Annotated in this window: 22 protein-coding genes and 5 pseudogenes; 16 read left to right on the forward strand and 11 right to left on the reverse strand. The window is 69.0% G+C overall.

Annotated features, from left to right (window positions below; all coding sequences use genetic code 11):
- Positions 1-265 precede the first annotated feature (265 nt).
- Positions 266-1,690 (reverse strand): sensor histidine kinase, encoded by a 1,425-nt coding sequence (locus tag OHS17_RS00965; RefSeq protein WP_330310593.1) that lies wholly within the window; start codon positions 1,688-1,690, stop codon positions 266-268.
- Positions 1,687-2,421 carry a response regulator transcription factor gene (locus OHS17_RS00970; RefSeq protein ID WP_330310594.1) on the reverse strand — a complete coding sequence of 245 codons (735 nt, stop codon included), beginning with the start codon at positions 2,419-2,421 and terminating at the stop codon, positions 1,687-1,689. Before OHS17_RS00970 ends, OHS17_RS00965 begins: the two co-directional genes overlap by 4 nt.
- A 171-nt stretch (positions 2,422-2,592) precedes the next feature.
- Between OHS17_RS00970 and OHS17_RS00975 the strand changes: the two genes are divergently transcribed.
- Genes OHS17_RS00975 through OHS17_RS00985 form a run of 3 tightly spaced genes read left to right on the forward strand, consistent with a single transcriptional unit; the run spans position 2,593 to position 5,161 of the window.
- The gene (locus OHS17_RS00975) at positions 2,593-3,954 is read left to right on the forward strand and encodes a ferredoxin reductase family protein (RefSeq protein WP_330310595.1); all 1,362 of its coding nucleotides are present in this window, start codon (positions 2,593-2,595) and stop codon (positions 3,952-3,954) included.
- Positions 3,955-3,963: 9 nt separating this feature from the next.
- Entirely contained in the window at positions 3,964-4,401 is a 438-nt protein-coding gene (locus tag OHS17_RS00980) for an FMN-binding protein (protein ID WP_330310596.1), read from the forward strand.
- Positions 4,394-5,161 (forward strand): FAD:protein FMN transferase, encoded by a 768-nt coding sequence (locus OHS17_RS00985; protein ID WP_330310597.1) that lies wholly within the window; start codon positions 4,394-4,396, stop codon positions 5,159-5,161. The genes OHS17_RS00980 and OHS17_RS00985 overlap by 8 nt, the downstream gene beginning before the upstream one ends.
- A 526-nt stretch (positions 5,162-5,687) precedes the next feature.
- On the opposite strand, the pseudogene OHS17_RS00990 reads toward OHS17_RS00985, so the two are convergent.
- A pseudogene (locus OHS17_RS00990) lies at positions 5,688-6,258 on the reverse strand (rhodanese-like domain-containing protein).
- Here OHS17_RS00990 and OHS17_RS00995 point away from each other — a divergent pair.
- The 3 genes and pseudogenes from OHS17_RS00995 to OHS17_RS01010 all read left to right on the forward strand — a co-directional run.
- Positions 6,184-6,858 (forward strand): annotated as a pseudogene (locus tag OHS17_RS00995) (M4 family metallopeptidase); the annotation flags it as partial. The pseudogenes OHS17_RS00990 and OHS17_RS00995 overlap by 75 nt on opposite strands.
- Before the next feature lie 349 nt (positions 6,859-7,207).
- On the forward strand, positions 7,208-7,549 hold the full coding sequence (locus OHS17_RS01000; RefSeq protein ID WP_330310598.1) for a hypothetical protein: 342 nt from the start codon (positions 7,208-7,210) through the stop codon (positions 7,547-7,549).
- Positions 7,550-7,887: 338 nt separating this feature from the next.
- Positions 7,888-9,111, forward strand: a complete 1,224-nt coding sequence (locus tag OHS17_RS01010) for an MFS transporter (RefSeq protein WP_330310599.1) — start codon at positions 7,888-7,890, stop codon at positions 9,109-9,111.
- An 87-nt stretch (positions 9,112-9,198) separates the two neighbouring features.
- Here OHS17_RS01010 and OHS17_RS33830 read toward each other — a convergent pair.
- Positions 9,199-10,262, reverse strand: a protein-coding gene (locus tag OHS17_RS33830; protein ID WP_443066117.1) for an IS630 family transposase whose coding sequence is annotated in 2 segments (ribosomal slippage) — positions 9,199-9,816 and positions 9,819-10,262 — 1,062 coding nt in all. Because the reading frame shifts where the segments join, the coding sequence is not laid out codon by codon here.
- Between the two features lie 366 nt (positions 10,263-10,628).
- Between OHS17_RS33830 and OHS17_RS01025 the strand changes: the two genes are divergently transcribed.
- Positions 10,629-11,111 (forward strand): class I SAM-dependent methyltransferase, encoded by a 483-nt coding sequence (locus OHS17_RS01025; protein WP_330310602.1) that lies wholly within the window; start codon positions 10,629-10,631, stop codon positions 11,109-11,111.
- 554 nt (positions 11,112-11,665) lie between these two features.
- Positions 11,666-12,019, forward strand: a complete 354-nt coding sequence (locus tag OHS17_RS33835; RefSeq protein WP_443066118.1) for a GNAT family N-acetyltransferase — start codon at positions 11,666-11,668, stop codon at positions 12,017-12,019.
- 520 nt (positions 12,020-12,539) lie between these two features.
- On the opposite strand, the gene OHS17_RS01035 is transcribed toward OHS17_RS33835, so the two are convergent.
- The 4 genes and pseudogenes from OHS17_RS01035 to OHS17_RS01055 form a co-directional block, all read right to left on the reverse strand.
- Complete coding sequence (locus OHS17_RS01035) at positions 12,540-12,839, reverse strand: DUF6342 family protein (RefSeq protein ID WP_132905263.1); 300 nt, start codon at positions 12,837-12,839, stop codon at positions 12,540-12,542.
- Positions 12,840-13,225: 386 nt separating this feature from the next.
- Positions 13,226-14,488 (reverse strand): YVTN family beta-propeller repeat protein, encoded by a 1,263-nt coding sequence (locus OHS17_RS01040; RefSeq protein ID WP_330310603.1) that lies wholly within the window; start codon positions 14,486-14,488, stop codon positions 13,226-13,228.
- Positions 14,489-15,502: 1,014 nt separating this feature from the next.
- A pseudogene (locus OHS17_RS01050) lies at positions 15,503-15,595 on the reverse strand (TetR/AcrR family transcriptional regulator); the annotation flags it as partial.
- Between the two features lie 227 nt (positions 15,596-15,822).
- Positions 15,823-16,290, reverse strand: a pseudogene (locus tag OHS17_RS01055) (DNA methyltransferase); the annotation flags it as partial.
- Between the two features lie 119 nt (positions 16,291-16,409).
- Here OHS17_RS01055 and OHS17_RS01060 point away from each other — a divergent pair.
- The 3 genes from OHS17_RS01060 to OHS17_RS01070 all read left to right on the forward strand — a co-directional run bounded on the left by OHS17_RS01060 (position 16,410) and on the right by OHS17_RS01070 (position 18,925).
- Positions 16,410-17,537 carry an ABC transporter permease gene (locus tag OHS17_RS01060; RefSeq protein ID WP_330310604.1) on the forward strand — a complete coding sequence of 376 codons (1,128 nt, stop codon included), beginning with the start codon at positions 16,410-16,412 and terminating at the stop codon, positions 17,535-17,537.
- Complete coding sequence (locus tag OHS17_RS01065; RefSeq protein WP_330310605.1) at positions 17,534-18,250, forward strand: ABC transporter ATP-binding protein; 717 nt, start codon at positions 17,534-17,536, stop codon at positions 18,248-18,250. Before OHS17_RS01060 ends, OHS17_RS01065 begins: the two co-directional genes overlap by 4 nt.
- Before the next feature lie 63 nt (positions 18,251-18,313).
- Positions 18,314-18,925 carry a TetR/AcrR family transcriptional regulator gene (locus OHS17_RS01070; protein ID WP_330310606.1) on the forward strand — a complete coding sequence of 204 codons (612 nt, stop codon included), beginning with the start codon at positions 18,314-18,316 and terminating at the stop codon, positions 18,923-18,925.
- Positions 18,926-18,984: 59 nt separating this feature from the next.
- On the opposite strand, the pseudogene OHS17_RS01075 reads toward OHS17_RS01070, so the two are convergent.
- Positions 18,985-19,896, reverse strand: a pseudogene (locus tag OHS17_RS01075) (Tn3 family transposase); the annotation flags it as partial.
- 589 nt (positions 19,897-20,485) lie between these two features.
- On the opposite strand from OHS17_RS01075, the gene OHS17_RS01080 reads away from it, so the two are divergent.
- From OHS17_RS01080 to OHS17_RS01090, 3 genes are all read left to right on the forward strand, one after another.
- Positions 20,486-21,061 (forward strand): hypothetical protein, encoded by a 576-nt coding sequence (locus OHS17_RS01080; protein ID WP_330310608.1) that lies wholly within the window; start codon positions 20,486-20,488, stop codon positions 21,059-21,061.
- Positions 21,062-21,177: 116 nt separating this feature from the next.
- Positions 21,178-21,441 (forward strand): hypothetical protein, encoded by a 264-nt coding sequence (locus tag OHS17_RS01085; RefSeq protein ID WP_330310609.1) that lies wholly within the window; start codon positions 21,178-21,180, stop codon positions 21,439-21,441.
- Entirely contained in the window at positions 21,438-21,860 is a 423-nt protein-coding gene (locus tag OHS17_RS01090) for a hypothetical protein (RefSeq protein ID WP_330310610.1), read from the forward strand. The genes OHS17_RS01085 and OHS17_RS01090 overlap by 4 nt, the downstream gene beginning before the upstream one ends.
- A 322-nt stretch (positions 21,861-22,182) precedes the next feature.
- Here OHS17_RS01090 and OHS17_RS01095 read toward each other — a convergent pair whose 3' ends face one another.
- A complete protein-coding gene (locus OHS17_RS01095) occupies positions 22,183-22,818 on the reverse strand; it encodes a phosphatase PAP2 family protein (protein WP_330310611.1) in 636 nt (211 codons plus the stop codon).
- Complete coding sequence (locus OHS17_RS01100; RefSeq protein ID WP_383168707.1) at positions 22,818-23,516, reverse strand: DedA family protein; 699 nt, start codon at positions 23,514-23,516, stop codon at positions 22,818-22,820. Before OHS17_RS01100 ends, OHS17_RS01095 begins: the two co-directional genes overlap by 1 nt.
- 126 nt (positions 23,517-23,642) lie before the next feature.
- Between OHS17_RS01100 and OHS17_RS01105 the strand changes: the two genes are divergently transcribed.
- Together OHS17_RS01105 and OHS17_RS01110 are read left to right on the forward strand one after the other, a co-directional pair.
- The gene (locus OHS17_RS01105; RefSeq protein WP_330310612.1) at positions 23,643-24,014 is read left to right on the forward strand and encodes a BlaI/MecI/CopY family transcriptional regulator; all 372 of its coding nucleotides are present in this window, start codon (positions 23,643-23,645) and stop codon (positions 24,012-24,014) included.
- Complete coding sequence (locus tag OHS17_RS01110; protein ID WP_330310613.1) at positions 24,011-24,952, forward strand: M48 family metalloprotease; 942 nt, start codon at positions 24,011-24,013, stop codon at positions 24,950-24,952. Before OHS17_RS01105 ends, OHS17_RS01110 begins: the two co-directional genes overlap by 4 nt.
- The last annotated feature ends 305 nt before the right edge of the window (positions 24,953-25,257 follow it).

Consider the following 25,257-nt stretch of genomic DNA (forward strand, 5'->3'; position numbering starts at 1 on the left):
CAAACTCGCTGGACGAGGACACGACCGGCGCGGTGACAGAATCCCGCGCACGGCTGCTGCTCATCTCGGACACCCGTGTGCCATCCGATGGCCGGTGATCTCAACGAGACTGACATGCCGCCGCCTCGTCGTTGTCATCGTCATCGGAGAACCCCGCGCAGTGACTGCAGCGGAACCAGTCTGGTGAAACCCTTGAGAGGGCCGGGGAGGTCGTCGACCTCTTCCCCTGGAGACGCAGTGCCGCCCCCGGCACGGCCGGACGGTGTCAGCCGGGAAGGATCAGCCGGAAGGTGGTGCGTCCCGGCCTGCTGGTTACGGTGGCGCTGCCCCCGTGGGCGGTGATAACGGCATGGACGATGGCCAGGCCCAGCCCCGTGCTCCCGGTACTGCGGGATCGTGCCTGGTCAGCACGGACGAAGCGTCCGAACACCTCGGGTTGCAATTCTTCGGGAATTCCCGGCCCGTTGTCACTGACACTCACGCAGACGCCGGTGGTGTCGGTGGTGACGGTAACTGTCACCACGGTGCCGGGGGGTGTGTGGGTGCGGGCGTTGGCGAGGAGGTTGCCGATGGCCTGCTGAAGCCGGTGGGCGTCACCGGTGACGGTGACCGGCTCTTCGGGGAGTTCGAGGAACCAGCGGTGGTCGGGGCCGGCGGCGCGTGCGTCGTCCGTTGCGTTCAGGATCAGCAGCGTCAGGTCGACCGGCTGGTGTTCGAGGGGGCGTCCGGCGTCCAAACGGGCGAGAAGGAGCAGGTCGTCGACGAGGCGTGTCATGCGCTGAGACTCGCCGTTGATTCGCTCCAGAGCGTGTCGGACTTCGCCGGGCACCGGGCCGCGATGGCGCAGGGCGAGTTCGGCGTGGCCTCGAATGTTGGCGACAGGGGTGCGTAGTTCGTGGCTGGCGTCGGCGGCGAAGTGGCGAAGGCGTTCCTCGCTTGCCTGGCGGCGGGTGAGGGCGTCCTCGACGTGGCGGAGCATGTGGTTGAGGGCCGTGCCGACCTGGCCGACCTCGGTGCGCGGGTCTGTGTCCGGAAGCGGTCCCGGCATGGCGATCTCGCCGCTGGCGAGCGGTAGTCCGGCGACCTCCACGGCTCTGGCGGTCACCCGTTGGAGGGGACGCAGAGAGAGCCGCACCCACAGGGCTCCGGCGATGCCGGTGACCACGAGGGCCGCTCCGAACAGCACGGCTTCAACCGCTTCCAGGCGGTGCACTGTCTCCTCCACCGGGTGCAGGGGCAAGCCGGTGATCAAGATGTCCTGGTCGTCGCCGTGGAGGGCCGTGACGCGGTAGGCACCCAGAGCAGAGAGGCGGATGCTGTGTCCGTTTCCGTCAACGGGGAGCCTCGCCAGAGCACTGCGGTCCCCTGGTGTGAGCCGGAGTGGTCGGTCGCCGGCGTCATCGACGACGGCGGCCTGGGTGACGGTGCCGTGCAGGATCCGTGCGCCGAAGGTCGATTCGGCTTGGCCTCGGGTGTCGGGAGGGTTGTCGTTGTCGGGCTCGGCCTCGTGTTCCAGGCTGGCGGCGAACCTGCCTCCCGAGGTGGCGAGTTGTTCGTCCAGGCGTCCCATCAGGAAGCCTCGGAGGGCCAGGGCGGTGGAGATTCCGACGGCGAGGCAGGCGAGCGCGAGCAGGGTGACGAGGCCGGCGGTGAGCTGGACACGCAGGGTGCGGGGCAGCGGACGCCTCATGGGGTGCCCGGCTTGAGGACGTATCCGACGCCGCGAACGGTGTGGATCATGGGGGCGCGTCCGGCGTCGATCTTTTTGCGCAGGTAGCTGATGTAGAGCTCGACGATGTGGGCGCGGCCGCCGAAGTCGTAGGCCCAGACCCGGTCGAGGATCTGGTCTTTGGAGAGCACCCGGCGTGGGTTGCGCATGAGGAAACGCAGGAGTTCGAACTCGGTGCGGGACAAGTCGACGGTGACCTCACCACGCCTGACCTCCCTGGCCTCCTCATCCATGCTCAGGTCCCCCACCGTCAGCCGGTGTGCTCCCGGCTCGGCGGTCACGCCCGCCCGTCGGAGCAGCCCGCGCAACCTTGCCAGGACCTCTTCCAGGCTGTAGGGCTTGGTGACGTAGTCGTCTCCGCCTGCCGTGATTCCCGTGATGCGGTCCTCGACCGCATCACGGGCGGTCAGGAACAGCACGCACACACGGGGCGCCTCGCGTCTGAGCGCGCGCAGGACCTGCAGGCCGTCGAGATCGGGCAGCATCCAGTCCAGGACCACTGCGTCGGGCCGGAAATCACGGGCCGTCGCGAGCGCGCTCGCGCCGTCCGCTGCCGTACGGACCTGCCAGCCCTCCGCCGTCATGACCCCGGACAGCACGTCCGTGACGTCGGGTTCGTCGTCGACGACAAGGACTCGCACGGGGGTGCCGTCGGGGCGGTGCAGAAGGGATGTCGTAAGCGGCTCGTTCATGGTCCTTCCAGCATCCCCCGGCACGGGCCGTGTCCGCGTGAGGCGTACCTCTGAGTTTCCTCTGAATCGGTGCCGAGAGCCGCAGGGCAGGTCCGATTCAGAAGGTACGCAGAGGTTGGGCTGTGATGCTGGCCGCCCATCGCCGGAGCAAGTCCCTGCCGGAGGAACCTCATGGCCAGCACCCTCACCACTCCCCCTGTGAGCCGCGGGACGCGCCACCGGCGTCCGCACCGCAGTCCTGTGCCGTTCCTCGCGACTTTGGTGATCTGGGCCGGCGCCGCAGGGGTGCTGGCGCTGTGGTGGAGCGACACAGGTTCGGTCATTGGGCCGGCGGGGTGGCTCACCGGGGCGGGACGCATCACAGGGCTCCTGGCCGGCTACGCCTGTGCGGTACTGCTTGCCCTGATGGCCCGCGTTCCCATGCTGGACCACACGATCGGCACCGATCGGCTCGCCCGCTGGCACGCACTGGGCGGGCGCTGCACCATCTCCCTGGTCCTCGCCCACACCCTGCTGATCATCTGGGGCTACTCCCTGACCTCACACACCAGCGTGGTCAGCCAGACCTCCACCCTCGTCCTGCACTACCCCGACCTCCTCAAAGCCACGGCGGCCTTCCTGCTCTTCCTGGCCACCGGGATCCTGTCGGCGCGCGCCGCGCGCCGCCGCATGAGCTACGAGACCTGGCACTACCTGCACTTCGCCACCTACCTCGCCGTCTTTCTCGCCTTCGGACATCAGCTCTCCAACGGAGCCGACTTCGTCGGCAACCGCCCCGTCCAGATCGCCTGGTACACGCTGTTCCTCGGCGTCGCCGCCCTTCTCGCCTGGTACCGGTTCGTCGCCCCCGTCCGGCGGGGACTGCGCCACCGGATGCGCGTCAGCGCGGTACGCCCCGAAGCACCGGGTGTGGTGTCCGTTCACCTCACTGGCGAACATCTGGACGAGTTGGGGGGTGAGCCGGGACAGTTCCTGCGCTGGCGCTTCATGGCCCGCGGTCTGTGGTGGACAGCGAACCCCTACTCCCTCTCTGCCCCCGCTCACCCCCGCCACCTGCGCATCACGGTCAAGACCGCAGGCGGGCACAGCGCCGCACTGGCCCACCTGACTCCGGGCACCCGGGTCTGGGCCGAGGGGCCCTACGGCGCCTTCACCGCCAAGCGGCGCACCACACCCAAGGTCCTGCTCCTGGCCGGCGGCGTCGGCATCACACCCCTGCGCACCCTCTTCGAGACGCTGCCGGGACAGGTAACCCTCGTCTACAGGGCCCGTCGGCCCGACGACCTCGCCCTGCGCGATGAAATCGACGCCATAGCCGCACGCCGACAGGCCACCGTGCACTACTTGGTCGACGAGCCCGCCGGACGCCCATCCCCTCTCACCGCCCCCGGGCTGAGCGCGCTGGTTCCGGACCTGGCCTCGCACGACGTCTATGTCTGCGGCCCGCCAGGTATGACACAGACCGCCAAGAGCGCCCTACGGGAAGCCGGGGTACCCGCACGACGCATCCACCACGAGTCTTTCGCGTTCTGAGGAGCAACCATGCGCAGAGCCGTCCTCGCCACCACCGGGATCAGCGCCCTGGTCATCGCGCTGCTCTCCCTCAAACCCCACCATCTCCCCGTCGTCGCCGGCAGCCCGCCGTCAACGCCCTCGTCGTCTCCGCACACCTCCCCAAGCACTTCGCCGGGCGCATCCACAGGCACCGGAACGTTCACCGGCGATCCCATCGACACCCAGTACGGGACCGTGCAGGTCGCGGCGACTCTCTCCCAGGGGAAGATCACCGCGGTCAAGGTGCTTCAGGCCCCGGACAGCAACGGCCGCGACCAGCAGCTCGCCGCCTACGCCCTGCCCCGCCTCACCCAGGAAGCCCTTGGTACACAGAGCGCGCACATCGACGCCGTCTCCGGCGCCAGCTACACCAGCCAGGGCTACATCCAGTCCCTGCAGAGCGCACTGGATCAGGCCCATGCCTGACACCGCAACCGAACTGCGTCACGTCGAGCACGTGATGGGCACGGTCTTCTCCTTCGATATCCGGGACAAGCCCACCCCGGCCATCCACGACGCCGTCCAGGGGGCCGTACAACTGCTCCACCGGGTCGACGCCGTGTTCTCCACCTACCGCGCCGACAGCTACATCAGCCGCCTCGACCGCGGCGAGATCCGGCTCGGCGACTGCCCGCCCGAAGTCCATGAAGTGCTGGCCCTCTGCGCACAGGCCACCCGTGCCACCGACGGCTGGTTCAGCACGACCTCGGGCGGCATCCTCGACCCCTCGGGGCTCGTGAAGGGCTGGGCCACCGAAGCCGCATCCCTTATTCTCCACGCTGCAGGCGCACACAACACCTGTACCAACGGCGGCGGTGACCTCCAGCTCCGCAGCCGAGCGACCACCAGCAGCCCCTGGCGCGTCGGCATCGCCCACCCACTGCGCCCAGGCGAACTGGCCACCGTCATCACCGCCGACCGCACCATGGCCATCGCCACCTCGGGCACCGCTGAACGAGGCGCCCACATCCTCGACCCGCACACCGGTACACCCGCCACGGAGTTCGCTGCCCTCACCGTCATAGGGCCCACACTGACCATGACCGACGCCTACGCCACCGCAGCCTTCGCCAGGGGCCCGGGCGGACGGGACTGGCTGGAAACCCTCGACGGCTACGAGGCATTCGCTGTCATGCCGAACGGCCGAACTTGGCAGACGTCCGGGTTCAGTCAATACGGAGCGTGAGGTGGACCCGACCTTAGGCCGATGGAACTCCGGTTGCCGCTCTGCCGCTGCGCCCGCCATCACCGGCCCCGCACCCTGGCCCAGCAGGATGCGCTGATGTCGCGCTTTCATTGCCTGCCGGTCTCAGGCGTCCTCGGCGAGTACTGAACTACCGGACTTGGAGGGGCGCCGGGCGGGCTTCCGGCTACTGTTCGAGGAACGCGGGATGCCCGACGCGGAAACGGCGCCGCATCGCCTCGTCTGACTGCCCTCACAGACCAGGTGAGGCAGACCATCGCGGCCACGACGAGGAGTCACCCGTCATGAGGCCGCGCGGCGACGCCGATCTGCTGCGCGTTCGACATCACCGCCGCTTGCGTCATCGCCGAAGGCAGCCATCCGCTCGGCGTGGTCTCCGCACGTCCCGCCCGACATCAGGTGAGCGGTCGCGAAGACCGTCGACTCCAGCAGCCTTGTTCGCGTCAGCCTCAAAGCGGGCGAGGAGCCGGAGAACCGGATCCCCGCCCTCTTCCCTCCCCCACCCCTGTCAGCGGTTGCGGAGCCCGGCCCGAGCTTTACGGAGGCCAGCGGCGCGGGAGCGGTTGTGGGGGAGCTTGGCGAGCATGGCGGCCGGCCATGCCGCAGGTGATGGTGAGGGCGGAGAAGACCAGTCCGGCGGCGAGGCCGGCCGAGAGGATCTGGAAGGCCGGGTGGACGAGGAGTCCGAAAGGGAGACCGGTCAGGACGACCGTGCCGGCGGTGAAACGGACCTGACGTTCCATGCCCCAGGTGGCGCCGACGGCGTCCTGGGGATGGTGGAGGTCGTGGCCGTCGGCGGCCCAGGCGCCGGTGCCACCGGAGAGGGTGACGGCGGCGATGTGGTGGTCGGCGAGGATGCGGCAGACGTTCTCCTAGCGGACGCCGGACGCACAGACCACCAGGACGTCACCGCGCTCGGCAGCGTGGCGGATGTCGGGCAGCGCCTGTTGAATCTGGTTCAGGGGGATGTTGAGGGCGCCAGGCAGGTGCCCGTCGGCGGCGGCGGCGCCTACGGCATGGTCCACTGGGGCTCGAAGGTCGGCAATGCCTTCTGGAACCCCGACTGCGGCTGCATGCAATACGGCGACGGCGACGGCTCCACCTTCAAGAACCCCTTGGTCGTTCTGGACGTCACGGGTCATGAGCTGTCGCACGGAGTGGTCGGGGCCACCGCCGGCCTCGAGCCCACCCGCATCGACAGCAGGGGCAATCAGTTCGGCGAGCCCGGAGCTCTCAACGAGTCGCTGGCCGACATCTTCGGCAGCGGCATGGAGTTCGCTACGAACAACTCCACCAACTCGCCCAATTACCTGCTCGGCGAGAAGCTCGGCCTGGCGCAGGGCTTCCTGCGCCGCCTGGACCAGCCCTCCCTCGACAAGCTCGAAGGCACCGTCGACTACTGGTCCTCGAAGGCGTACGACACAGAGGTGCACGCGGGCTCCGGCATTTCCTCCCATGCCTTCTACCTGCGCGCCGAAGGCAGCGGCCAGAAGACCATCGGCAACGTCACGTACAACTCCGCCACCTACGACGGCTCCGCCGTCACCGGCATCGGGCGGGCGAAGGCGCTGAACATCTTCTACACCGCCCTGACGAGCTACATGGTTTCCACGACCGACTTCCACGACGCCCGCACGGCCACCCTCAGCGCCGCCAAGGACCCCTTTGGGTCCGACGCTTTCGTATTGTGCCGCGAGGTCCAGCCGTTGACGGCAGCGGACCCTCGCCTGGTGCGGCGTGATGTAGCCGATGGTCGAGTGGAGCCGCTGGGGCGCGTATCGAATCATGATCAAGTGCAGGCCTCGGCGCCCAAGGGATCGTCGGGGGGGCATCGCCTTGCCGGACACCCGACGGCCTGGGCGGCTACCCGCACCGCGGGCGAGTCCGTGGCGAGCTTTCCTTGGTAGCCGGCATCGGCAAGGAATCGACCGCTGGACCGTCGACCAAGAGCTTGACCCCAGCCCTGAGAACTCCTAACGGAATGACCTCGCTGGGTTTGCAGGTGAGCACGGTTGGTACGGTCCGGCCGTGACTCTGACGGGCCTTCGAGACGGATTCCGCGACGTTGAGCAGCGGCAGCGTGTTCAGGCGATGATCGCCAGTCGCCTGGCGGATGATCGCGAGCCGCAGGGGTGCCGGTATCTCATGCGCTTCTGGTGGCAGCTGAGCATGCCGTATCGGGAGGTTTCGGTTGCGGAACTGCGCCTGAATGTCGGCCAGCAGAAGCCGGAGGTCGCCGTGGAGCTGGTCAGCGCCATCAGGGCGTCCCACGAAGAGATCGGCGCATGGCTGTGCGGCTCAGTGCAGACGTTCCCAGTGCTTCAGGACCATGGCTTCAGCGCCACCTTGGACAGCCGCGGCTGCGGCTAGAGCTTCGTCAGGCGTCGCGAGCAGATCAGTGCGCATCGGAGGGCGCGGAAGGCTTCGTGGATGTCGTCACGTATCTCCCAGCGGATGCGCAGGCGACGGAACCAGTGCAGATGCGCGAAGGCACCCTCGAGCCCGTGCAGTTCAACTCGGCAGCTCCATCACGTGATTGACACATGTGCACGACAACGCCGCCGACCGCCCGAACCGGAACTACGGTATTCCTCGGACGCGCCGAACGCGGAAGCCATTGTTGACGTCGCGAAACTGCCAGAAGGCAGCTCCTGATCCTGCTCAAATAGTGTCACACTCCATGTGATGCCCAGCACAGGACGGGATTCATGTCCACAGCAACCACCACTTCCATCGACTCACCTTCACTGCCGGCTCGATCACCATTGGTATCGTGGCTGGCGGTGATTTCGGTGATGTTGGGGATCTTCTCGATCATCACCACCGAGATCCTGCCGATCGGCCTTTTGACGTCGATTGGCTCGAGTTTCACAATTTCCGACGGAATGGCTGGTCTGATGATGACCATGCCTGGTTTCCTGGCCGCGGTATCGGCGCCCGTGGTAACTGTCGCCACGGGGCGCATCGATCGTCGGCTCATGCTGGGTACTCTAATTCTGCTGCTCGCATTGGCGAATTTCCTGGCCGCGGTTGCGCCGAGCTACTGGCTGGTCCTATTCTCACGTGTATTGGTCGGGGTCACCATCGGTGGTTTCTGGTCCATCGGCGCGGGGCTGGCAAGCCGGCTGGTACCTGCCGAATCGGTCGGCCGGGCGACAGCCGTGATTTTCTCCGCGGTGCCTCTCGGGTCCGTGCTCGGAGTCCCGCTGGGTACGCTCATCGGAGACATTGCGGGATGGCGTACCACGTTTCTTACCATGGGAATTCTGACCCTCTGTGTCTTCGCCATGTTGCTCCTGGTGGTCCCGCCGCTGCCGACCGATGAGCCGACTCGTCTGAGTGCGCTCACGGGCATGCTCAGGAGTGTCAATACTCGGTTCGCCCTGGTGATGACGTTCCTAGTAGTGCTCGCCCACTTCGGTGCCTACACCTATGTCACACCGTTCCTGGAGCAGGTGACTCATGTGAGCGCCGGGCTCATCACGGTCTATCTGCTCGTGTACGGAGTTGCAGGAATTGCCGGGAACTTCCTGGGCGGATCGGCTGTGGCACGGTATCCGATGGGCACCTTCGCAGCCGCCGCCCTGATGATCGCCGGCGCGACTGTGCTGCTCCCGGTGCTCGGCAAAGATGATCTCGGCGCCGTGGCCCTGCTGGTTTTGTGGGGTGTTGCCTACGGTGCCGTGCCTGTCTGCTCGCAGACCTGGTTCGCCAAGGCCTCACCCAATTCACCCGAAGCCTCATCCGTGCTCTTCACGGCCTCGTTCCAGGCCACCATTTCCATCGGGGCGCTGGTCGGAGGCGTCGTGGTTGACCACTCCGCCCCATCCTTGGTCATGACGCTCGCTGGCACAACCGCTGCCCTGATGGTGCTGGTCGCCTGGTCCCACGGCGCCCGGAAGATCCCGTTGCCTGACCCGGCCAAGCCATAAGACGTCGTTTCTTATGGCTGTCAGAGCTGTGTGAGAGCCTCCTGTCATGAGCTACTGAGGTTGAACTCGTGATGTCGTCTTCGGTGATCAGGGCCTGTTGGTCAGTCCTGTCTCGGTGAGGCAGCCGTCTATGAGGTGGCCGCGGTGCTGGATGTGGCGGAGGCCGCGTCGGACGGTCTGGACGAGGTGTTCAGGGGTGCTGAAGGCGACGTTGGAGAGCCAGCCGCGCCGCAGCAGCGACCAGATGCCTTCGACGGGGTTGAGGTCAGGTGCGTAGGGCGGCAGGTGGTAGATGGTCAGCCAGTCCTGGCCTGCCGCCCATTTCCGCAGGTCGGCGGCCTTGTGGACGTTGAGATTGTCCCAGACCAGCACGATCGGGCCGCCGAGCTGCTGGTGTGCGGCGATGAGCAGGTCGCGGTAGTCGCGCCAGGAGAAACTCTTGCGTCCGTCGCGGTTGCCGTCGTCGCGGCGGGGTCGATAGATCGGCCTCGAGCGGTGACCGGGTTTGTAGCAGGTCACCGCTGCGATGGAGATGCGTCTGTGGGAGCGGCCGCGGACCCGTACCGCCGGGGTTCGACCGCGCTGTGACCAGGTCTTCGCCTGCGGCGGCGTCATGGAGAAGCCGGCTTCGTCCTCGAAGACGAGCCAGGCTCCACAGGCCGCCGCAAGTCTTCCGCGCAGGGCCAGGTCTCCTTCACCCAGCCGGCCACGGCCTCGTCGTCGCGTTCCATGGCCCGGCGGGCGGGGACCTGGCGGGACCAGCCGTTGCGCACCAGCAGCTTGCGCACACCCTGAATGGTGTAGGTCAGGTAGAAGCGCCGGCCGATCACGGTCTTGATCCGGCTCAGGGTCCAGCGCTGATCCTGCCAGCCGTGCGCGGCCGGCCCCTTGGCCAGCTCCGCCTCCAGTTGCGCGAACTGCTTCTCGCTCAGTCTCGGCAGCGACGCAGGTCCCTGCGACCGCAGAGTGCGCGGCCCGTCCTCCTCCCACGCCTGCCGCCATCGCTGCACCGAGCGGACACTGACCCGCAGATCCTTGGCGATCACCGAGCTCGCCTCGCCCTTGGCGAACCTCCCGGCCGCCTGGAGGCGTAACTCCTCGCGGAACTGCTGCCGTTCGGCGGCCAACCCGCCCCCTTGTGGATACCGCATGCACCGGTGATACCGCATGAGCGACGAGCCGTCAGCCCCTACGACTCCACGAGTGCAACCTCAGTAGGTGGCTGATGCGCGACGCCGGCATCCGGGCGGCCGCCGCGTGCGTGGCGTTCTCGGCCTGGGCCGCCCGGCCGACGGTGTCCTTGTTGCCGTGTGTGGGCGGGTGCGGCCCGGCAGACCCACTGCCGCCCCGGAAGTTCCCGGTGGGTCCGGCATAGGATCGCCGGGTGACCCGTGCCGCGATCCTTGCCGGACTGTTCGACGATCTGGCCGACAGCTATGACCACGATCACCACGAGAGGATCGCGGACGCTCTTCTCGCTCGTGCCTGGCCGGGGTACTTACGATGCCGTCGCCGATGTGGCCTGTGGAGCCGGGGCGGTCGCCCTGCGTCTGGCCCGTGCCCGGCCGGACAGCGCTCCGCCCGTGCTCGCGGTCGATATCTCGCCGCGCATGATCGAGGCGGGGCGCGGCCGGGCGGTTGGAGGGGCCGTCGACTGGCGGGTGGCGGACGCTGTGCCGCTGCCTGAGCCCGACGGTTCGCTCGACGCGGTGTTCTGCGCGTCCTCGCTGCACTTCCTGGGCTGCCGGGCCCTCGCCGACTGGCGGCGCGTCCTGCGTCCCGGCGGCCGGGTCGCGTACTCCCTGCCGCTGGCCGGGCACTTCCGTCCCTCCAGCCGCTTCGCCGCCCTGCTCGCCGCGGACGTGCCGCTCCCGGCCGGCCCCGAGGACGCCGTCGACTGGGCCGTCGGCCACGGCTTCACCGATGTCACGGCCCAGGTGACCGTCCTCGGCGACCGCCGGGTGGCCATCACCGCGGCCCGGATCCCCGAACACCGCTGAACAGCCGGGTTGCCGTCCGGGCCCGTACGTACAGCGGCGGGACGACGCCCTGCGCGCCGAACCGTTGCCGCCCGCACGGGCGGCCGCGACGTTCCGCACGCGGTGGCCGGACCCGGTGACCCGCACCGTGCCCGCCGGGGGATTCCGGGGCGCCCCGGCGTCCAGCGGGGGCCGCGGAGACTGCCGGTCCGTCGGTACCGGTGGCGGCGGCCCGGCCATGTTGTCGCCCTCCCCTACCGGAGGCCCCGCGGCGGAGGCTCCAGATAGCTGTCCCGGTCCGTGTCCCAGTGCCGTCGCAGGGGTCCCGCAGTGGGCTGTTCATGCCGGATACACGCGGGTTGGCGGCGATGTGGGATCTGATCGACTCATGGGGCATGGGCCCGTTGGGACGTTCGTCCGTACGCATCTGGGGAGAAAAGTCCGTACGCCGACAGAGCCTGGCTGCAGACGTATCCCAACGACGAGGCAGGGATCGATGAGACATGGATCCGTGAACAGCGCGGCGCCGCGACCGAGCAAGGGGTCGCGCCCAGAGGCGGGAGTTCGTCGAGGCGGTGAAGCAGCAACCGGATTGGTTGTTCTGCCGTGTCGTCCGCTCCGAGACCGAGATGGTCGGCTTCCTCTGCGGGCGCCGGGACAAGGTGGTGTCCCTCGGGCCGATGTATCTGCTGAACGAAGCCCAGGGCCAAGGGGTCGGTGGCCGATTGATGAGTGAGTTCCTCGCCTGGGCGGGAAGCACACCGATGCGGCTCTGGGTCACTGACTACAACGAGTGGGCAGTCCGCTTCTACGAGCGCTACGGATTCAAGGCCACAGGTGAGCGAGAGCTCTCGCGAGGGAAACTGCCCAACACGCGCATGACCCGAGACTCGCCATCGGGGTGCAGTGGGCAAGGGGAGAGGCCCTGAAGACACTGGGGCGGCTGCTGCGGAAGAGGCGTGAGCAGCCCAATCGCACCTTCGCCTTCGATGAGCTCGGGCCGCTCGGCAACAGCCCCACCGCCGGGTCCGGCTGGGCGAAGGCGGGAGAGCCTGACCGCGGGGGGCGTAGGAGTGGAAGGTCATCTCGTCTGCGGGCCGGAACATGTAGTGGCCCTTCTTCGTGATGACCGGGGCGCCCGTGACAAGGTCGGTGAAGGTGCCCGTGACCTCTTTGCCGGCGCCCTCCCGCACACGGTGGATGGCCGTCAGTTCGCGCTTCCGCACGCGTTGGGCCCACTCCCATCCGACGGTCGTCCGGGCCCACCGGCACGCGCGCCCCGGCGGGCAGTGCGCGGACCAGGCGTCGTTGCGCAGCCGTGCGGTGATTTCAGCAACGAGAAGGGCCCGCCGACCTGCTCGGTCGTGCGGGCCCTTGTGCTGCGTGGGCGAAGGGCCGACGCATTGATGACGCGTCCGGCCGCTCGCCAGGGGCTGCCCCGGCAGCCTCTTAGTAGCTGAGGTCCTTCTGGTCGGTGATCAGGCGTCCCGCGATGTGCAGGTTGCCGTCGGAGTCGAGGACCGCGATGATCTTCTTCGTCGAGCCGTGGTGGGTCGTGAAGTAGATCTTGTCGGCCTCCTGCGAGCTGGAGTAGTTCGTATTCACGGACAGCTCGATGCTCACCGGGGAGCTGATGAGCACGTCCTTCTTCGGCGATCCCGGATACACCTGGTTCTCGCGCAGTTTGATACGGCCGTGGGTGTCCCCCTCGTCCCAGTCCGACGCCACTCCGAGATCGATGTCAGCCATGTGACTTCCCCCTTCAGATCCGGTCGATGAACCTGCGGTCCGAGCCAGTGATGGGACGCCCGGGCCACGACAGAACTTATACGCAGAGTCCGCACAAAGTAACGGGGAGTTCTTCACATGACCGGATTTATTCCTGGAAAGTCTGGAATGAATGTTCAAGCCACTACAAAGGAGAAAAGCTCGGAAAACGGCGTGACAGCGGAGGAAGGCTGCCCGCCTGCCGGGGGATCCGTACAGCGCCGGTGGCCACACCGCGCCATGTCGTCAGGGTGCTGGCCGTCAGGGGCCTGGGGCGGCCGTATCAAGTACGCCATCGCTGCCTTCCACCGGATCGGGCCGGTGGAAGGCAGCGATGGCGGGACGAGCGGACTACCAGGTGCGGGAGGTCAGGGGCAGCTGACGAGGACGATGGAGAGGGCGGTGCAGGTGACAGCCGCGCTGTCGTTGGCCGGGTTGGGGTCGATGGGCGCGGAGGCGGTCCGCACGCCGGTGACGGTGACCGGGCCGAGTTTCAGCAGGCTCAGGCGGATGCGGAAGGTCTTGCTCGCGCTCGCGTCGGCGGCGATGGAGCCGAAGACACAGGTCACCGTGATGGTCGCGGAGGTACATCCGGTGGCGAGGTTGGTGGCCGAGGCGCCGGCGGGAAGTGTGGCGGTGAGGGCAGCTGAGGTGAGGGTGGCGGGGCCGGTGTTGCGGGCGGTGAGGGTGTAGTTGAGGTAGGGCGTCAGGACGCCCAGGTGCGGCTGGGCGGTGAGGTCGACGTCGATGTCCGAGGTGGGGGGCGCAGGCTTGAAGGCAAGGCCGTAGGGGCCGGTCAACCCGGCGATCGTCGTGGTGACCGTATTGGTGGCGGTGTCGATCACCGAGATGGTATTGCCGGACTGGTTGGTGGCGTAGACGGCCGTGCCGGACGGATTGATCCTGGCCTGAGCCGGGTTGTTGCCGACCGGGACGGTCGCGGTGACGGTGCTGGTCGCGGTGTCGACGACGGACACGGTGGAGCTGCCGTAGTCGGCGACGTAGGCCCGCGTGCCGGCCGCGTTGAACGACACGCCGTTGGGAGCGGTCCCAACCGGGACGGTGGCACTGACCGTGTTGGTGGCCGTATCGATGACGGAGACGGTGGAGCCTCCGTTGTTCGTGACGTAGGCGAAGGTTCCGGTGGGGCTGACGGCCACGCCCGAGGGGGCGCTGCCGACCGGGATGGTCGCGGTGACCGTGTTGGTGGCGGTGTCGATGGCCGAGACCGTGTCCGCGTAGTTGTTGGTGACGTACGCGGTGGCGCCCGACGGGTTTACCGCCACGCCGTTCGGGCCGCTTCCGACAGTGACGGTGGCGCTGGCCGTGATGGTCGCGGTGTCGATGACCGAGACGGTGTTCGTGCCGTTGTTCGTGACGTAGGCGAGTGCTCCGGACGGGGTCAGTGCCACCGAGAGCGGGTTGCTGCCGACGGGGACTGTCCCGGTCACCGCGTTGGTAGCGGTGTCGAACACCGAGACGCTGTTGCTTCCCAGATTGGTGACGTATGCCTGGGTGCCGGCGGGAGAGACCGCCACGTTGGCGGGGCTGCTGCCGACCGTGACGCTGGCGGTGACGGCGTTGGTGCTGGTGTCGATCACCGAGACGGTGTTGCCACCTATGTTGGCCACATAGGCGAGCGGGCCGGTAGCGGCATGTGCAGGCGCGCTCAGCGCCACTACTCCCGTGAGCACCAGGGCGCCGCCCGTGGTCAAGGAAGTCAGACGGCGTCTCCAGACGGAGAAGGGCCGGCGTATACGGGCAGGTGCAGAAAGCAAAGGGCTTCCCTTCATCAGTCCGCACGCCGACGGCGGGCCCGAAGGACCCGGCAACCGGCGGCCGCGCGGCCGCGCGACTCCCCACCCAAGGCCTCTGAGCCGTGGGCGGCGGAGCTTTGGCACTACTGCGTACATCGCGCACCGCACCCCTGCGGGCTCAACCTCTTATGGGCACGGCGCACACAACCCACCGCCGCGGCAGGAACCGGAGCAGCGGCAGCCTCCTCCGACCGGACAGCAGCCAACCCACTCCCCCGCGAAGTCAGCAAAATCATCGCGCCCCCGCACCAGCAACGTCGCAGAACATCCGGAGTTGTCTGTATTCCATCCAGGAAGATGACCACAGAAGACCTTGACGCCCCATCAGTACGTTTCGCACCAAGATCTACGGTCGGTTTACCCGTCGTCGACACCAGGGAGTGGTCAACGGGCCGGGATGGGTGGTGCCACCGCCCGAGGTTCCGTGTCACCGGCCGGCCAGCACCCCACCGGGACGACCCCATGTCCGCGGTGGGCGTGGGCCCAGTTACGCGGCCTCAAGTGCGGTGAGCTGGAGAGCGCGGCCGATGGCTGGCAAGGACCACGTCCGCTGTGGCCCTTGGACGGCCGGTCGACCGGGGCACCCGCAGGCGGCTGATGACTTCGGGGAACGCGGGTGCGTCACCGGCCTGGCCGGGCGTGATGACGAAGGCCATCGGGCGACAGTGGCTGTCCGCGGCAAGGCGGATCAACCCCTGCGGAGCACAGGTGAAGGTGCGGACGGCGGTCCCGTCGCGGGAGAGCATCCGAATCACGTCGTACGCGCGGACGGCCCAGTGTCCTTCGACAACGCCACCTTCTCCGGCGGCACGGTGATCTTCAATGCTCGAAGAACGCCTCGACGCGTTCCAGTGGGCCGTTCGCGGTGGCCATGGCCCGGGTGAGAGCCTCGTTGGAGCGCCGGAAGGCTTCCTCCGTGATGGGGTCGGGACCGGTCGAGCGACGTCGACCGTCTCAGCAACCGCCGCGCGGGGGTCCGGCAGGTGACGCACACCCGTGGTGGGCATCCGAGACGGATGCCGCGCCGCGCGACTTCCACGGGGAACGGAGCCAGGTGTTTCGTCCCCCCCGCGTTCCGGTTCGATGGCCCAGACGTCTCCGGGGCCCGTGCCGTGGTCGACGACGTAGCCGTGCAGGTCGTAGTAGTAACTGCGGCGAGGGGTCATTTGGATGATGTACTCGTGGCGAGAGGTGAGCCGGTCTCGGACGGGGTCGGGCATTCCCCGCGTCTTCGTCCAGACGACCCGGTTACGGATCTTCCACCCGGCACGTGCCGCTTCCAGCTCCACGAGTGCCGGCACATTCGCCAGCGACCGTCGGTGATAGGTATCGCCGACATTCAGGAACACGCTGCCGCGCGCAGGCAGCGTTCGTCGCCAGTCCGCCAGGCAGTCGGCCGGCGCACGTGCGTACGCCTCGGGGTTTCCCTCCTGACCGAGCTGCCCCTTCACCCCGTGGTCGCGCTTCTTCCAGTACGGCGGCGATGTCACCACGACGTCGACGCTGCCGGGTGCCAGAGAGACATGGGGTCTGAGGAACATCGGGATCGATCGTGCGCCAAGCCTCCGTCGCCGCTGGCGGCCTGGCGGGGAGGGAGCGGGTGACGCACGCGACATACCGACGGTCGTGTCGGCAACACCCGATAGGATGCCGACACCTGCGTCGTCAACTTTAGGCAAAGAGGCGATGTGGCCAGCCTGTCATGCCCTCATTTCCCTTTCCTTCGGAGAACTCCGTGTTCCTTGCCCTACGCGATCTGCGCTTCGCCCGCGGTCGCTTCGCCCTGATGGGTGCGGTGGTCGCGCTCATCGCCGTACTCGGTGTCCTGCTGTCGGGGCTTGCCTCTGGTCTGGCGGATGCCGGCATATCCGGGCTGCGCGCGCTGCCTGTGACCCATTTGGCCTTCGATGAGAAGGCGACCAGCGAGCAGTTCTCCCGCTCGACCGTGGAGCAGGAGGACTGGCAGGCGTGGTCCAAGGCTCCGGGGGTGGAGCGCGCGGAGCCGTTCGGGAACACCCTGGCCAATGCCCAGGTGACCGAGGGCGACAAGAAGGGCGAGCAGGTCAACCTCGCCGTCTTCGGCATGGCACCGGACTCCCCCCTGGCACCCCGTCCCGGCGACGGTGAGGGCCTGAAGGAGGGCAGTGCGGGCATCGTGATCACCCGGGAGATCGCCGACCTGGGCGTGAAGGTCGGTGATGTGCTGACCGCGGACAAGAGCGGGGTGCCGCTGAAGGTCGTGGGGCTGGTCGACGAGACCATCTCCTACGGCCACATCGGCGTCGCCTACGCCGACCTCGACACGTGGCGGCACCTGCACTACGGCCTGCCCGGCGACCTGCCCGAGGCCGCGAGCCGGCAGGCCACCGCCGTCGCCCTGACCCTGAAGCCGGGCGCCGACGTCGCCGCGGTGGAAAAGGCAACCGGGACCCTCGCCGAGACCAAGGAAGAGACGTTCAACGCGTCCCCCGGCTACGAGGCCGAGTCGAGCACCATGGCCCTGATCAAGGGATTCCTGTACGTCATCTCCGCCCTGGTCGTCGGTGCGTTCTTCACCGTCTGGACCGTCCAGCGCAAGCCGGAGATCGCCCTGATGAAGGCGCTGGGCGCCCCCACCCGCTACATCCTGCGCGACGCGCTCGCCCAGGTCGTCGCCGTACTCGTCGGCGCCACGGCCCTCGGCACCGCCGTCGGTCTGGCCCTGGGCAGCGCGATGATCGGCAAGGCCCCCTTCTCGCTGTCCGCCCCGGCCATCGCCACCTCCTCCGGCCTCCTCATCGTCCTGGGCACCGTGGGCGCCGTCGTCGCCGTCCGCCGCATCACCGCCGTCGACCCCCTGACCGCTCTGGGAGCCACCCGATGACCACACCCGCCACCGACCACCAGACCGCCGCGGACACCGACCGCTCCGACGGGCTGCGCCTGAACGACGTCACCCTCACCCTCGGCGACGGCGATTCCGCCGTCACCGCCCTCGACCACGTCAGCCTGACCGTCGTCCCCGGTGAGTTCGTCGCCGTCGTCGGCCCCTCCGGGTCCGGCAAGTCCAGCCTCCTCGCCGTCGCCGGCGGCCTCCAGCGGCCCACCTCGGGCACCGTGCACATCGCCGGCACCGAGCTGACCACCCTTTCGGACAAGGAACGCACCGCCACCCGGCTTCGCCACATCGGCTTCGTCTTCCAGCAGTCGAACCTGCTGGCCTCCCTCACCGTCAGGGAACAGCTCCTGCTGCCACTGCACATCGACGGACGCCTCGACACCACTGCCCGGACCCGCGCCGACGAACTCATCGAAGCCGTCGGACTGACCCACCGCGCCGGCTCCCGCCCGCACCAGCTGTCGGGCGGCGAGCGCCAGCGCGCGGGCCTGGCCCGCGCCCTGATGACCTCCCCCGCCGTCCTGCTGGTGGACGAACCCACGTCGGCACTGGACCGGGTACGGTCCGCCGAGGCGGTGCGGCTGATCGCCGAGCAGACCCACGAACGCAACACGGCCACGGTCATGGTCACCCACGACACGGCGATAATGGACGCTGCCGACCGGGTGTACGAAATGGTCGACGGCCGCCTGTCCTGACCGGCGGCCGTGGGCCGGTACCGCATTCTCGGCCCCGCCCACCCCTCCAGGAGCCCGTACCGCATGCCGAAGATCAACGCCTCCACCGTCGCCGAGCACCGTGCCCAGCAACGCGAAGCGCTGATCAGGGCGGCGATCGACATCCTGGTCGACGAGGGCGCCGCCGCCGTCACACCGGCGGTGGTCGGCGCCCGCGCGGGCCTGGCCCGCTCCAGCGTCTACCAGTACTTCGACTCCTCCGCCGCCCTCCTGGCCACCATCACGGAGGAAGCCTTCCGGCGCTCCAACGAGGCTCTCACCCGGGCCATGGCCACCGCGAACGGCCCACTGGAACGCGTCGAGGCGTTCTTCGCGGAAAGCCTCCGCCTGGGCGCCGAAGGCGCACACCGTCCTGCCGTCGCCCTCATGAGTGCCGGCCTTCCCCCGGCCTGCCAGCAGCGGCTGATGGAGCTCCACCTGGAACAGGTCGAACCGTTCCGCGCCGCTGTCCGGGAACTCGGCGCTCCTGAGCCCTCGCTCACGGCCGACCTGATCGCCGGAATGCTCCACACCGCCCTGGCCGCCGTCGAGAACGGCACCCCCCTCGATACGGTCACGCAGCGCACTCTCGCACTCGTGCGCCGCTGCCTTACCCCGGCCGGCAGTACCGCCCGCGCATCGGAAGAAGGGGCCTGAAGCCCTCGCACCGCCAGCGCACCTCGGCCGACCGCAGCGCGGCTCATCCTTGCTGGAGCCTACTCGCCGTCAGCCGCGTTCTTGTCGCGCAGGGGCCGTAGGCCACCGGGCAGGTCGGGAAGCTGGAAGGAGTACCGGCCGAGCATGTTGACGTGGTGCCTCACGAACGGCGAATCCTCGTCCCGGACATCGAAGCCGTCGGCGCGGAGCTGGGCGAGGGCGGCGTCCATGTACCGGGTGTTGAACAGGACCAAGGCGTTGAGGACGAGGCCGAGGGCGCCGATCTGCTCCTCCATACCATCCTGGTAGCGCTGGGAAAGCTGCCCGGCGCGGCCGTGGAAGATCTTCCGGGCGAGCGCGTGCCTGCCTTCCTGAAGGTTGGCCTGCACCTTGATCTGGCGGCGGTAACCGGGCTCTTCGGCCAGACGCAGAATGTGCAGGGTCTCCGCGATCCGCCCGTAGTGCGCGATCGCGTCCCCGAGCGGGGTCGGGCGCCCGTCGCGGGAGAGCATCCGAATCACGTCGTACGCGCGGACGGCCCCGGTGTGGATGGAGCCGATGATGCGCAGGATGTCCTCCCAGTGCCGCTCAATGCGTACGAGGTCAACCCGGCCGCGGGCCGCGTCCTGGAAGGCGCCGAAGTCGGCCGTCCGGTCAATGCGCCACATCTTCTGGTCGGGCAGGTCGGCGAGCTGCAGCGCGTACGCGAACCCCGCGAGGGTGAGCAAGCCGAAGGCGATGTCGGAGTACGAGGCGGTGTCGGTGACGATCATCTCTGGGCGCCGTCCGCCGTCGCGGCCGTAGGGGACGTCCAGCACGTACAGGGAGTCGCGCGGGATGCCGGCCACGACCTTCCCGCCCAGCCCGGCGGCCTGGTCGTTGATCATGTTGAGCCAGGTGGCGCCGCCCCGGCGGCCGAAGCACTTCGGGTTCCGCCGCGCGTACACCGAGGGAACCGGGACGACGAACTGGTCAGCGCCAGTCCAGGAGAACACCTCCAGCAGCACCTCGGGCAGGCAAGGAGTGCCGCCGACGGCACTCCGTACGGGCCGAAGCTGGGATCCTGTTGGGCGTGCATCAGGCGCCATCCCCTGCTTGTCCGGCCGGTGCTTCGTCGGTGCAACCGACGCTACGCAGCTGTGTGCCGCCCTCTCAACACGGCCGCGACCCGTTGTGCAACTCGGCCACGGCGCCGATGACGCTGGGCGGGGTCACGAGGTCGCCCTGTACGGCGCGGTCCCGGGCGGGGCTGCGGGTGCTTTGAGGTAGTCCTCGGTCTGCGACGGCGGGGTCAGCGGCAGGGTTTGGTCAGCCGGTGCGGTCAGCCGGTCGCCACGGGCAAAGGGGGCGTGCTGCCCCGCTTCGGTCAGCTGGCTCCGCCCGGCTTCGATCGGCGCGGTTCGGGGGATGTCTCCGGGCCGCCGGCTCGCTGACCCAGTCCCTCCGCACGGCCTGGGTCAGCATTTGGGCAACCTCCTGACCTGCGCATTCGGGGGTTTGGGTCAGCGATTGGGTCGGAGGGCCTGAGAAGCATTCACGGCATCACCTGAAGGAGTTGCCGTGAACGGAACGCGTGTTTTTGAGTCGCTGAATGCCGAGTGGTCGGTTGTGTGCGCCGAGCCGGGCCACACCCAGATGGTGCTCGGATGGCTGCGCGAGGGCGGCGTGCACTTCGGGGACGGGGAGGTCGAGGGCGGCGCTCGGGCGTACGAGCGGGGCCGCGGCGAACTTGCTTTGGAGACGCTGCACCTGGCCGGTCGCGAGCTGAAGGCCGAGGGCGCCGAGGGAGGCGTCGTGAAGTACCCGTACCTCGACGAGGTGCTGTCCGGTGAGCCGGCGGACGACGACCCGGCCCGGTCCGCGTGGGCGAGGGTCCTGGAGCGGCAGGCCGCGAGGGCGGGGTTGCTGCGGGACGGCGAGGGCGTCGACGGGGCTCGGGGTGAGCTGGTCGAGCTGCTGGTGTGGGCCGTGGGCGCGGGCCGGATGGACGCCGACCGGGCGCGGGTGATCGCGGACGAGACCCGGGTCGGCGCGCAGGCCGGGGCGGGGGTGTCCGCGGTGGCGTGGCGGAAGCGGCGGAGCCGGACGGTGCGGCAGATGCGGGTCGTCGCGGAGCGGTGGGTGCAGGCGGCATGACGGCCTCGTTTTCAGATTTCTCGGGATGCGCGGTCACGTTCGGGCGTCGGCGGCTCCTTGGGGTGGGTGGCGGCGGAGGTACTGCCGGTTGCGGGTTGGGAAGGGGTGGGCGGGTCATGACGGACCCCGGGCTCACGAAGACGGAAAGCGACGCCGGCGGTGAGTCGGATCTCGCCGTATTGGTGCGGGCACACGGGCTGTTGCGCGCGCTGGTGGTGCAGCTGGAGACGGCGCCGTTCGCCGATGCGACGGCGGCGTCGATGCACGCCTACCTCGATGAGGAAGCCACGCGGGCGAGTTCTGCTTTCGCCCGCTGGCTCGGGCTGCCGGAGCAGAGCCGCACCGGTCAGGACGACCAGGCGCTGCGGGGGCGGTCGTGAGGCGGCGCACCGAGGGTGTGAAGGACGTGCTGCCGGGTGAGGCGGGCGGGTGGGCGCTGGGTTCCCTCGGCGCCGCCGCCAATACGGTGACGGTGCCGCGTCGTACGACATGGGCGCTGATCGTCGCTGGGCCCGTGCTGGGCGTGTTGTCGATGGTCTCGCGGCCCGCTCCGGTGGCTCCGGTCCGCCAGGAGCAGCCCGCCGCGGTCGGTCAGTCGACGGGACCGGGCGGGTTCGCGGAACTGTTCGTCAGCGCGTACCTGGCGGCCGGTGAGGGCACCGAGGACTCCCTCGCCCCGTTCCTGCCGACCGCCCGGGACGTGACGCTGAGGGCCGCTCCGGGGGCGCAGCGGGCGCAGGAGCTCGCGGCGGTGAAGGTGCGCGAGGTGGTCGCCGCCGCCCTAGACATGAACCAATAGCCTTCCTGACCAGGGCGAAGAGGAGAAGCTTCGCATGGGAACCTCAGACGCCCAGCACTGGGGGCTTCCCCCTTCGCCGACTTCACCGCCACGGCCACTTCGCCGTCTTTCGGCCGGGCGAGCGCCGTGAAACTGACCTGGCAACCGGTCAAGATCGCCAGTCAAGGAACGCGTGTGAGCGGGGACGGTCTGCCCGCCGTCTGCGGCGAGCACCGCACCCGACACTCCCCCGAAGGCCAAAGCGGCGAGCACGTACCACCACACCGCGCACCTCGGTCCCGGCGCACCGCGACCGAGGTGGACGTCGGTGCCTCGGCCGGGCTCATGAGGTGATCAGCAGACGCAGACGGGTACGGCTGAACAGGCCCGCCAACTCCTGGGTGCGGCGCGAGAGCAGAAGTGCCAGGGGCAGCGCGACAACCCCTCCAACAGCTAGACCAGCGAGAGCGTCGTGGGGGTAGTGCGCTCCGACCCAGACCCGGGAGGCTGCCATCGCCAGAGCGATGCCGGTAGCGACGGCACCGAGGCGGGTCGAGACGAACCACAGGGCGACAGCCGCGGCGGCGGCCAGCGTGGCGTGGTTGCTGGGGAAGGACCAGTCCCCGGGCTGAGGGCAGGCTTCCAGGGTGATGACGTGCAGGGACTGGCACGGCCGGTTCTCGTGCACCGCCTGCTTCAGCACGGTGCTGACGGCGAACGCGATGACGGTCAGGACCGGGGCGGCCAGTGCCTTCACCGCCTGCTGCGCGTCCTGGGCGCGGGCCTGCCACCATCCGAACAGCATCAGGACGGCGAACAGGACCAGCCCGTACGTGGAGAACGCCGAGACGAGGCTGTCCAGCCAGGACGGGGCTCCGTGCGCGGCATCAACGACGTCCCTGTACACGTTGCCGTCGATACCCGAGCCGTTGTAACCCGAGGCAGCAGCGATCGTTGTCGTGGTCGTGGCCGTGTACATCAGGCTTCGCCTCCGTCGGTGTTGTGGGCGCGCCGGGAGCGCAGCAGTTCCACGGCGACGGGGATGAGGGAGACGATGACGATGACGGCAATGATGGGCAGCAGGTAGCGGTCGACGTTGGGGACCGACGCTCCCAGGCCGTAACCGGCCAGCACCAGGCCGACGGTCCACACGAGTCCGCCGAGTACCTGCCAGAGGGTGAAGGTCCGTGCGGGGACGGCGAGCGCGCCGGCGACGGGGTTGAGTACGGTGCGCACGATGGGCAGGAAGCGGGCCAGCACGATGGCCTTGGCATGGCCGTACTTCTCAAGGATGTCGGAGGCGCGGGCGGCGCCTTCGGTGATCTTGCGGGATTTCGTCCGGGCCAGCACGGCCGGTCCGGCGCGGCGCCCGAGCAGGTATCCGGTCTGGGCTCCGGCCAGCGCGCCGACGACCGCGGCGAGGAGCACCCACGGCAGGGACAGGTGTCCCGGGGCGGCCGCGGTGCCTCCCGCACACAGCAGACCCGCGGTGAACAGGAGCGAGTCGCCGGGGAGGAAGAACCCGATGAGCAGCCCGGTCTCCGCGAACATCACGACGGCGATGCCGACCGTGCCGAAGGCGGCGAGCAGCGACTGGGCGTCGAGGATGTTCACGGCGAGCTGGAGCGGGGGTACGGCTTGGTGCACGGGCGTCATCGGCGCGGCCCCTTCGATCATGGGCTGTCGGGTATACCGGACACGAGCAAGGACCGCTGCCGTGACACGCGGGCACAAAGGCCTTGCGTCTACAGGCAAGTAGTCGGTCTACTTTACTGTAGACGATTCGATGGAGAGGGCATTTCCATGACCGACACGGTGGGCGAGCGCAGACCCGCGGGCGAACTGGAGGCCAGCGTGCTGGCCGCCCTGTGCGCGGCAGGCCGGCCGCTGTCGGCGGCCGAGGTGAGAGCGGCGATACCGCAGGATCTGGCGCGCACGACGGTGGCGACGCTGCTGACGCGGCTGCACGAGAAGGGCGTGGTGGAACGTACGCCCGGACGGCGCGGCTTCCTGTATTGCGCGGTGGCGGATTCGCACGGCCTGACCGCGCGGCGGATGCATCAGGAGCTGGACCAGGACGAGGACCGCAGCGTGGTGCTGGCCCGGTTCGTCGAAGGGCTCGACCCGGCTGACGAGGCGGAGCTGAAGCGCCTACTGGGCGGAGGCTCCCATTGATCGCCCTGCTCCTGATCCCGCTGATCCTGCCGTGGGCCCTGCCACCACTGGCCCGGCGTACGGCGAACAAGGTGCGGCCGGAGATCGCCCTATGGGCGATCACCAGCGCCACGGCCGCTCTGGCCGTCGGCGTCGTGGCCTGCCTGGGGGCACTGCTGCTGCCGCTGAGCCTCACCCTCCCGCCGGTGAGCGCGCTCGCCGACCTGGTGCGGCCACTGGCCGCCGGCCCCGAGCTGCTCGTGCTGAGCCTCTCCGCCCTCGCCACCGGCGCGCTCACCCTGGCGGTGTACCGCGTCCTGCGCCGGGCGGCTTCGGAGACGGCACGGCTGCGGGCCGCGCACGCACGCGTCGCCCATCTGCCGGATGCCGGCGGTCTGTGCGTACTCGACGACCCGCGGCCCGACGCCTACGCGCTGCCCGGCGGACGGGGCCGCACGAACCGGATCGTGGTGACCTCCGGCATGCTGCGAGCCCTGGGACCGGTCGAGCGCGAGGCGCTGCTGGCCCACGAGCGTGCCCACCTTGCCTCGAAACACCACCTGTTCCTCTCCGTCGCGCACCTGGCCGGGTGGTGCCACCCGGCACTGGGGACGGTCACCGCCCACGTGTCATTCGCCGCAGAACGAGCGGCCGACGAGGCCGCCGCCCGCGGCTGTGGTGACCGCGCTCTCGCCGCGCAGGCCGTCGGGCATGCCGCGCTCGCTGCGAGCCGTGCGACGGCGGCAGCCAAAGCCTCCACCCTCGCACCGGGCGTCACGACGGGACCCGTGCCCGCCCGCGTCCGAGCCCTGCTGGCCCCGGCGCCGGCCCGTCGCATGGTGCCAGCGCTGCTGGTGATGGCGCTACTGTGCACCACTGCAGCCGCGTCGTCGCTGGGCGGCGCCGCGTGGCTGCACCGGGGCATCGAGGCCGCACAGGGCGAGCAGCCCTCCGAATAACCCTCACCCAGACCCGCATAAACCCTCGACTTTTCGTGACGGGCCGTCGGAATTTCCGGCGGCCCGTTTCTCTTCGGTCTATCAGGACCGTGCGCCGCCGAGGTCGCCGAAGAGACCGGGCTGCTGACAGCCACGGTCGTCCGACAGATCGCCGCCCCAGGTCCCGCTGCAACCATGGACCTCTGATCCTTGTCTCCGTCTTCATGACAGCCAATCGACGGCCGAGACCAGCCTCAGATGACCCGGAGCTACGCCTGTGGAAGGTCGGCCGGGCCCCCTGACCATCGCCTTCGTCGCTGCGATCC

Origin of the sequence: Streptomyces sp. NBC_00523, assembly GCF_036346615.1 — a bacterium.
In the GTDB taxonomy this organism is placed as follows: Bacteria; Actinomycetota; Actinomycetes; order Streptomycetales; family Streptomycetaceae; genus Streptomyces.

What these genes read in the sequence shown, in the direction of transcription:
- OHS17_RS00980 (WP_330310596.1), top strand. Translation starts at nt 3,964, where the DNA reads ATGCGCAGAGCCGTCCTCGCCACCACCGGGATCAGCGCCCTGGTCATC.
- OHS17_RS00985 (WP_330310597.1), top strand. Translation starts at nt 4,394, where the DNA reads ATGCCTGACACCGCAACCGAACTGCGTCACGTCGAGCACGTGATGGGC.
- OHS17_RS01035 (WP_132905263.1), bottom strand. Translation starts at nt 12,839, where the DNA reads ATGGCTGACATCGATCTCGGAGTGGCGTCGGACTGGGACGAGGGGGAC.
- OHS17_RS01100 (WP_383168707.1), bottom strand. Translation starts at nt 23,516, where the DNA reads ATGATCGAAGGGGCCGCGCCGATGACGCCCGTGCACCAAGCCGTACCC.
- OHS17_RS00970 (WP_330310594.1), bottom strand. Translation starts at nt 2,421, where the DNA reads ATGAACGAGCCGCTTACGACATCCCTTCTGCACCGCCCCGACGGCACC.
- OHS17_RS01105 (WP_330310612.1), top strand. Translation starts at nt 23,643, where the DNA reads ATGACCGACACGGTGGGCGAGCGCAGACCCGCGGGCGAACTGGAGGCC.
- OHS17_RS01065 (WP_330310605.1), top strand. Translation starts at nt 17,534, where the DNA reads ATGACCACACCCGCCACCGACCACCAGACCGCCGCGGACACCGACCGC.
- OHS17_RS00965 (WP_330310593.1), bottom strand. Translation starts at nt 1,690, where the DNA reads ATGAGGCGTCCGCTGCCCCGCACCCTGCGTGTCCAGCTCACCGCCGGC.
- OHS17_RS01010 (WP_330310599.1), top strand. Translation starts at nt 7,888, where the DNA reads ATGTCCACAGCAACCACCACTTCCATCGACTCACCTTCACTGCCGGCT.
- OHS17_RS01085 (WP_330310609.1), top strand. Translation starts at nt 21,178, where the DNA reads ATGACGGACCCCGGGCTCACGAAGACGGAAAGCGACGCCGGCGGTGAG.
- OHS17_RS01095 (WP_330310611.1), bottom strand. Translation starts at nt 22,818, where the DNA reads ATGTACACGGCCACGACCACGACAACGATCGCTGCTGCCTCGGGTTAC.
- OHS17_RS00975 (WP_330310595.1), top strand. Translation starts at nt 2,593, where the DNA reads ATGGCCAGCACCCTCACCACTCCCCCTGTGAGCCGCGGGACGCGCCAC.
- OHS17_RS01070 (WP_330310606.1), top strand. Translation starts at nt 18,314, where the DNA reads ATGCCGAAGATCAACGCCTCCACCGTCGCCGAGCACCGTGCCCAGCAA.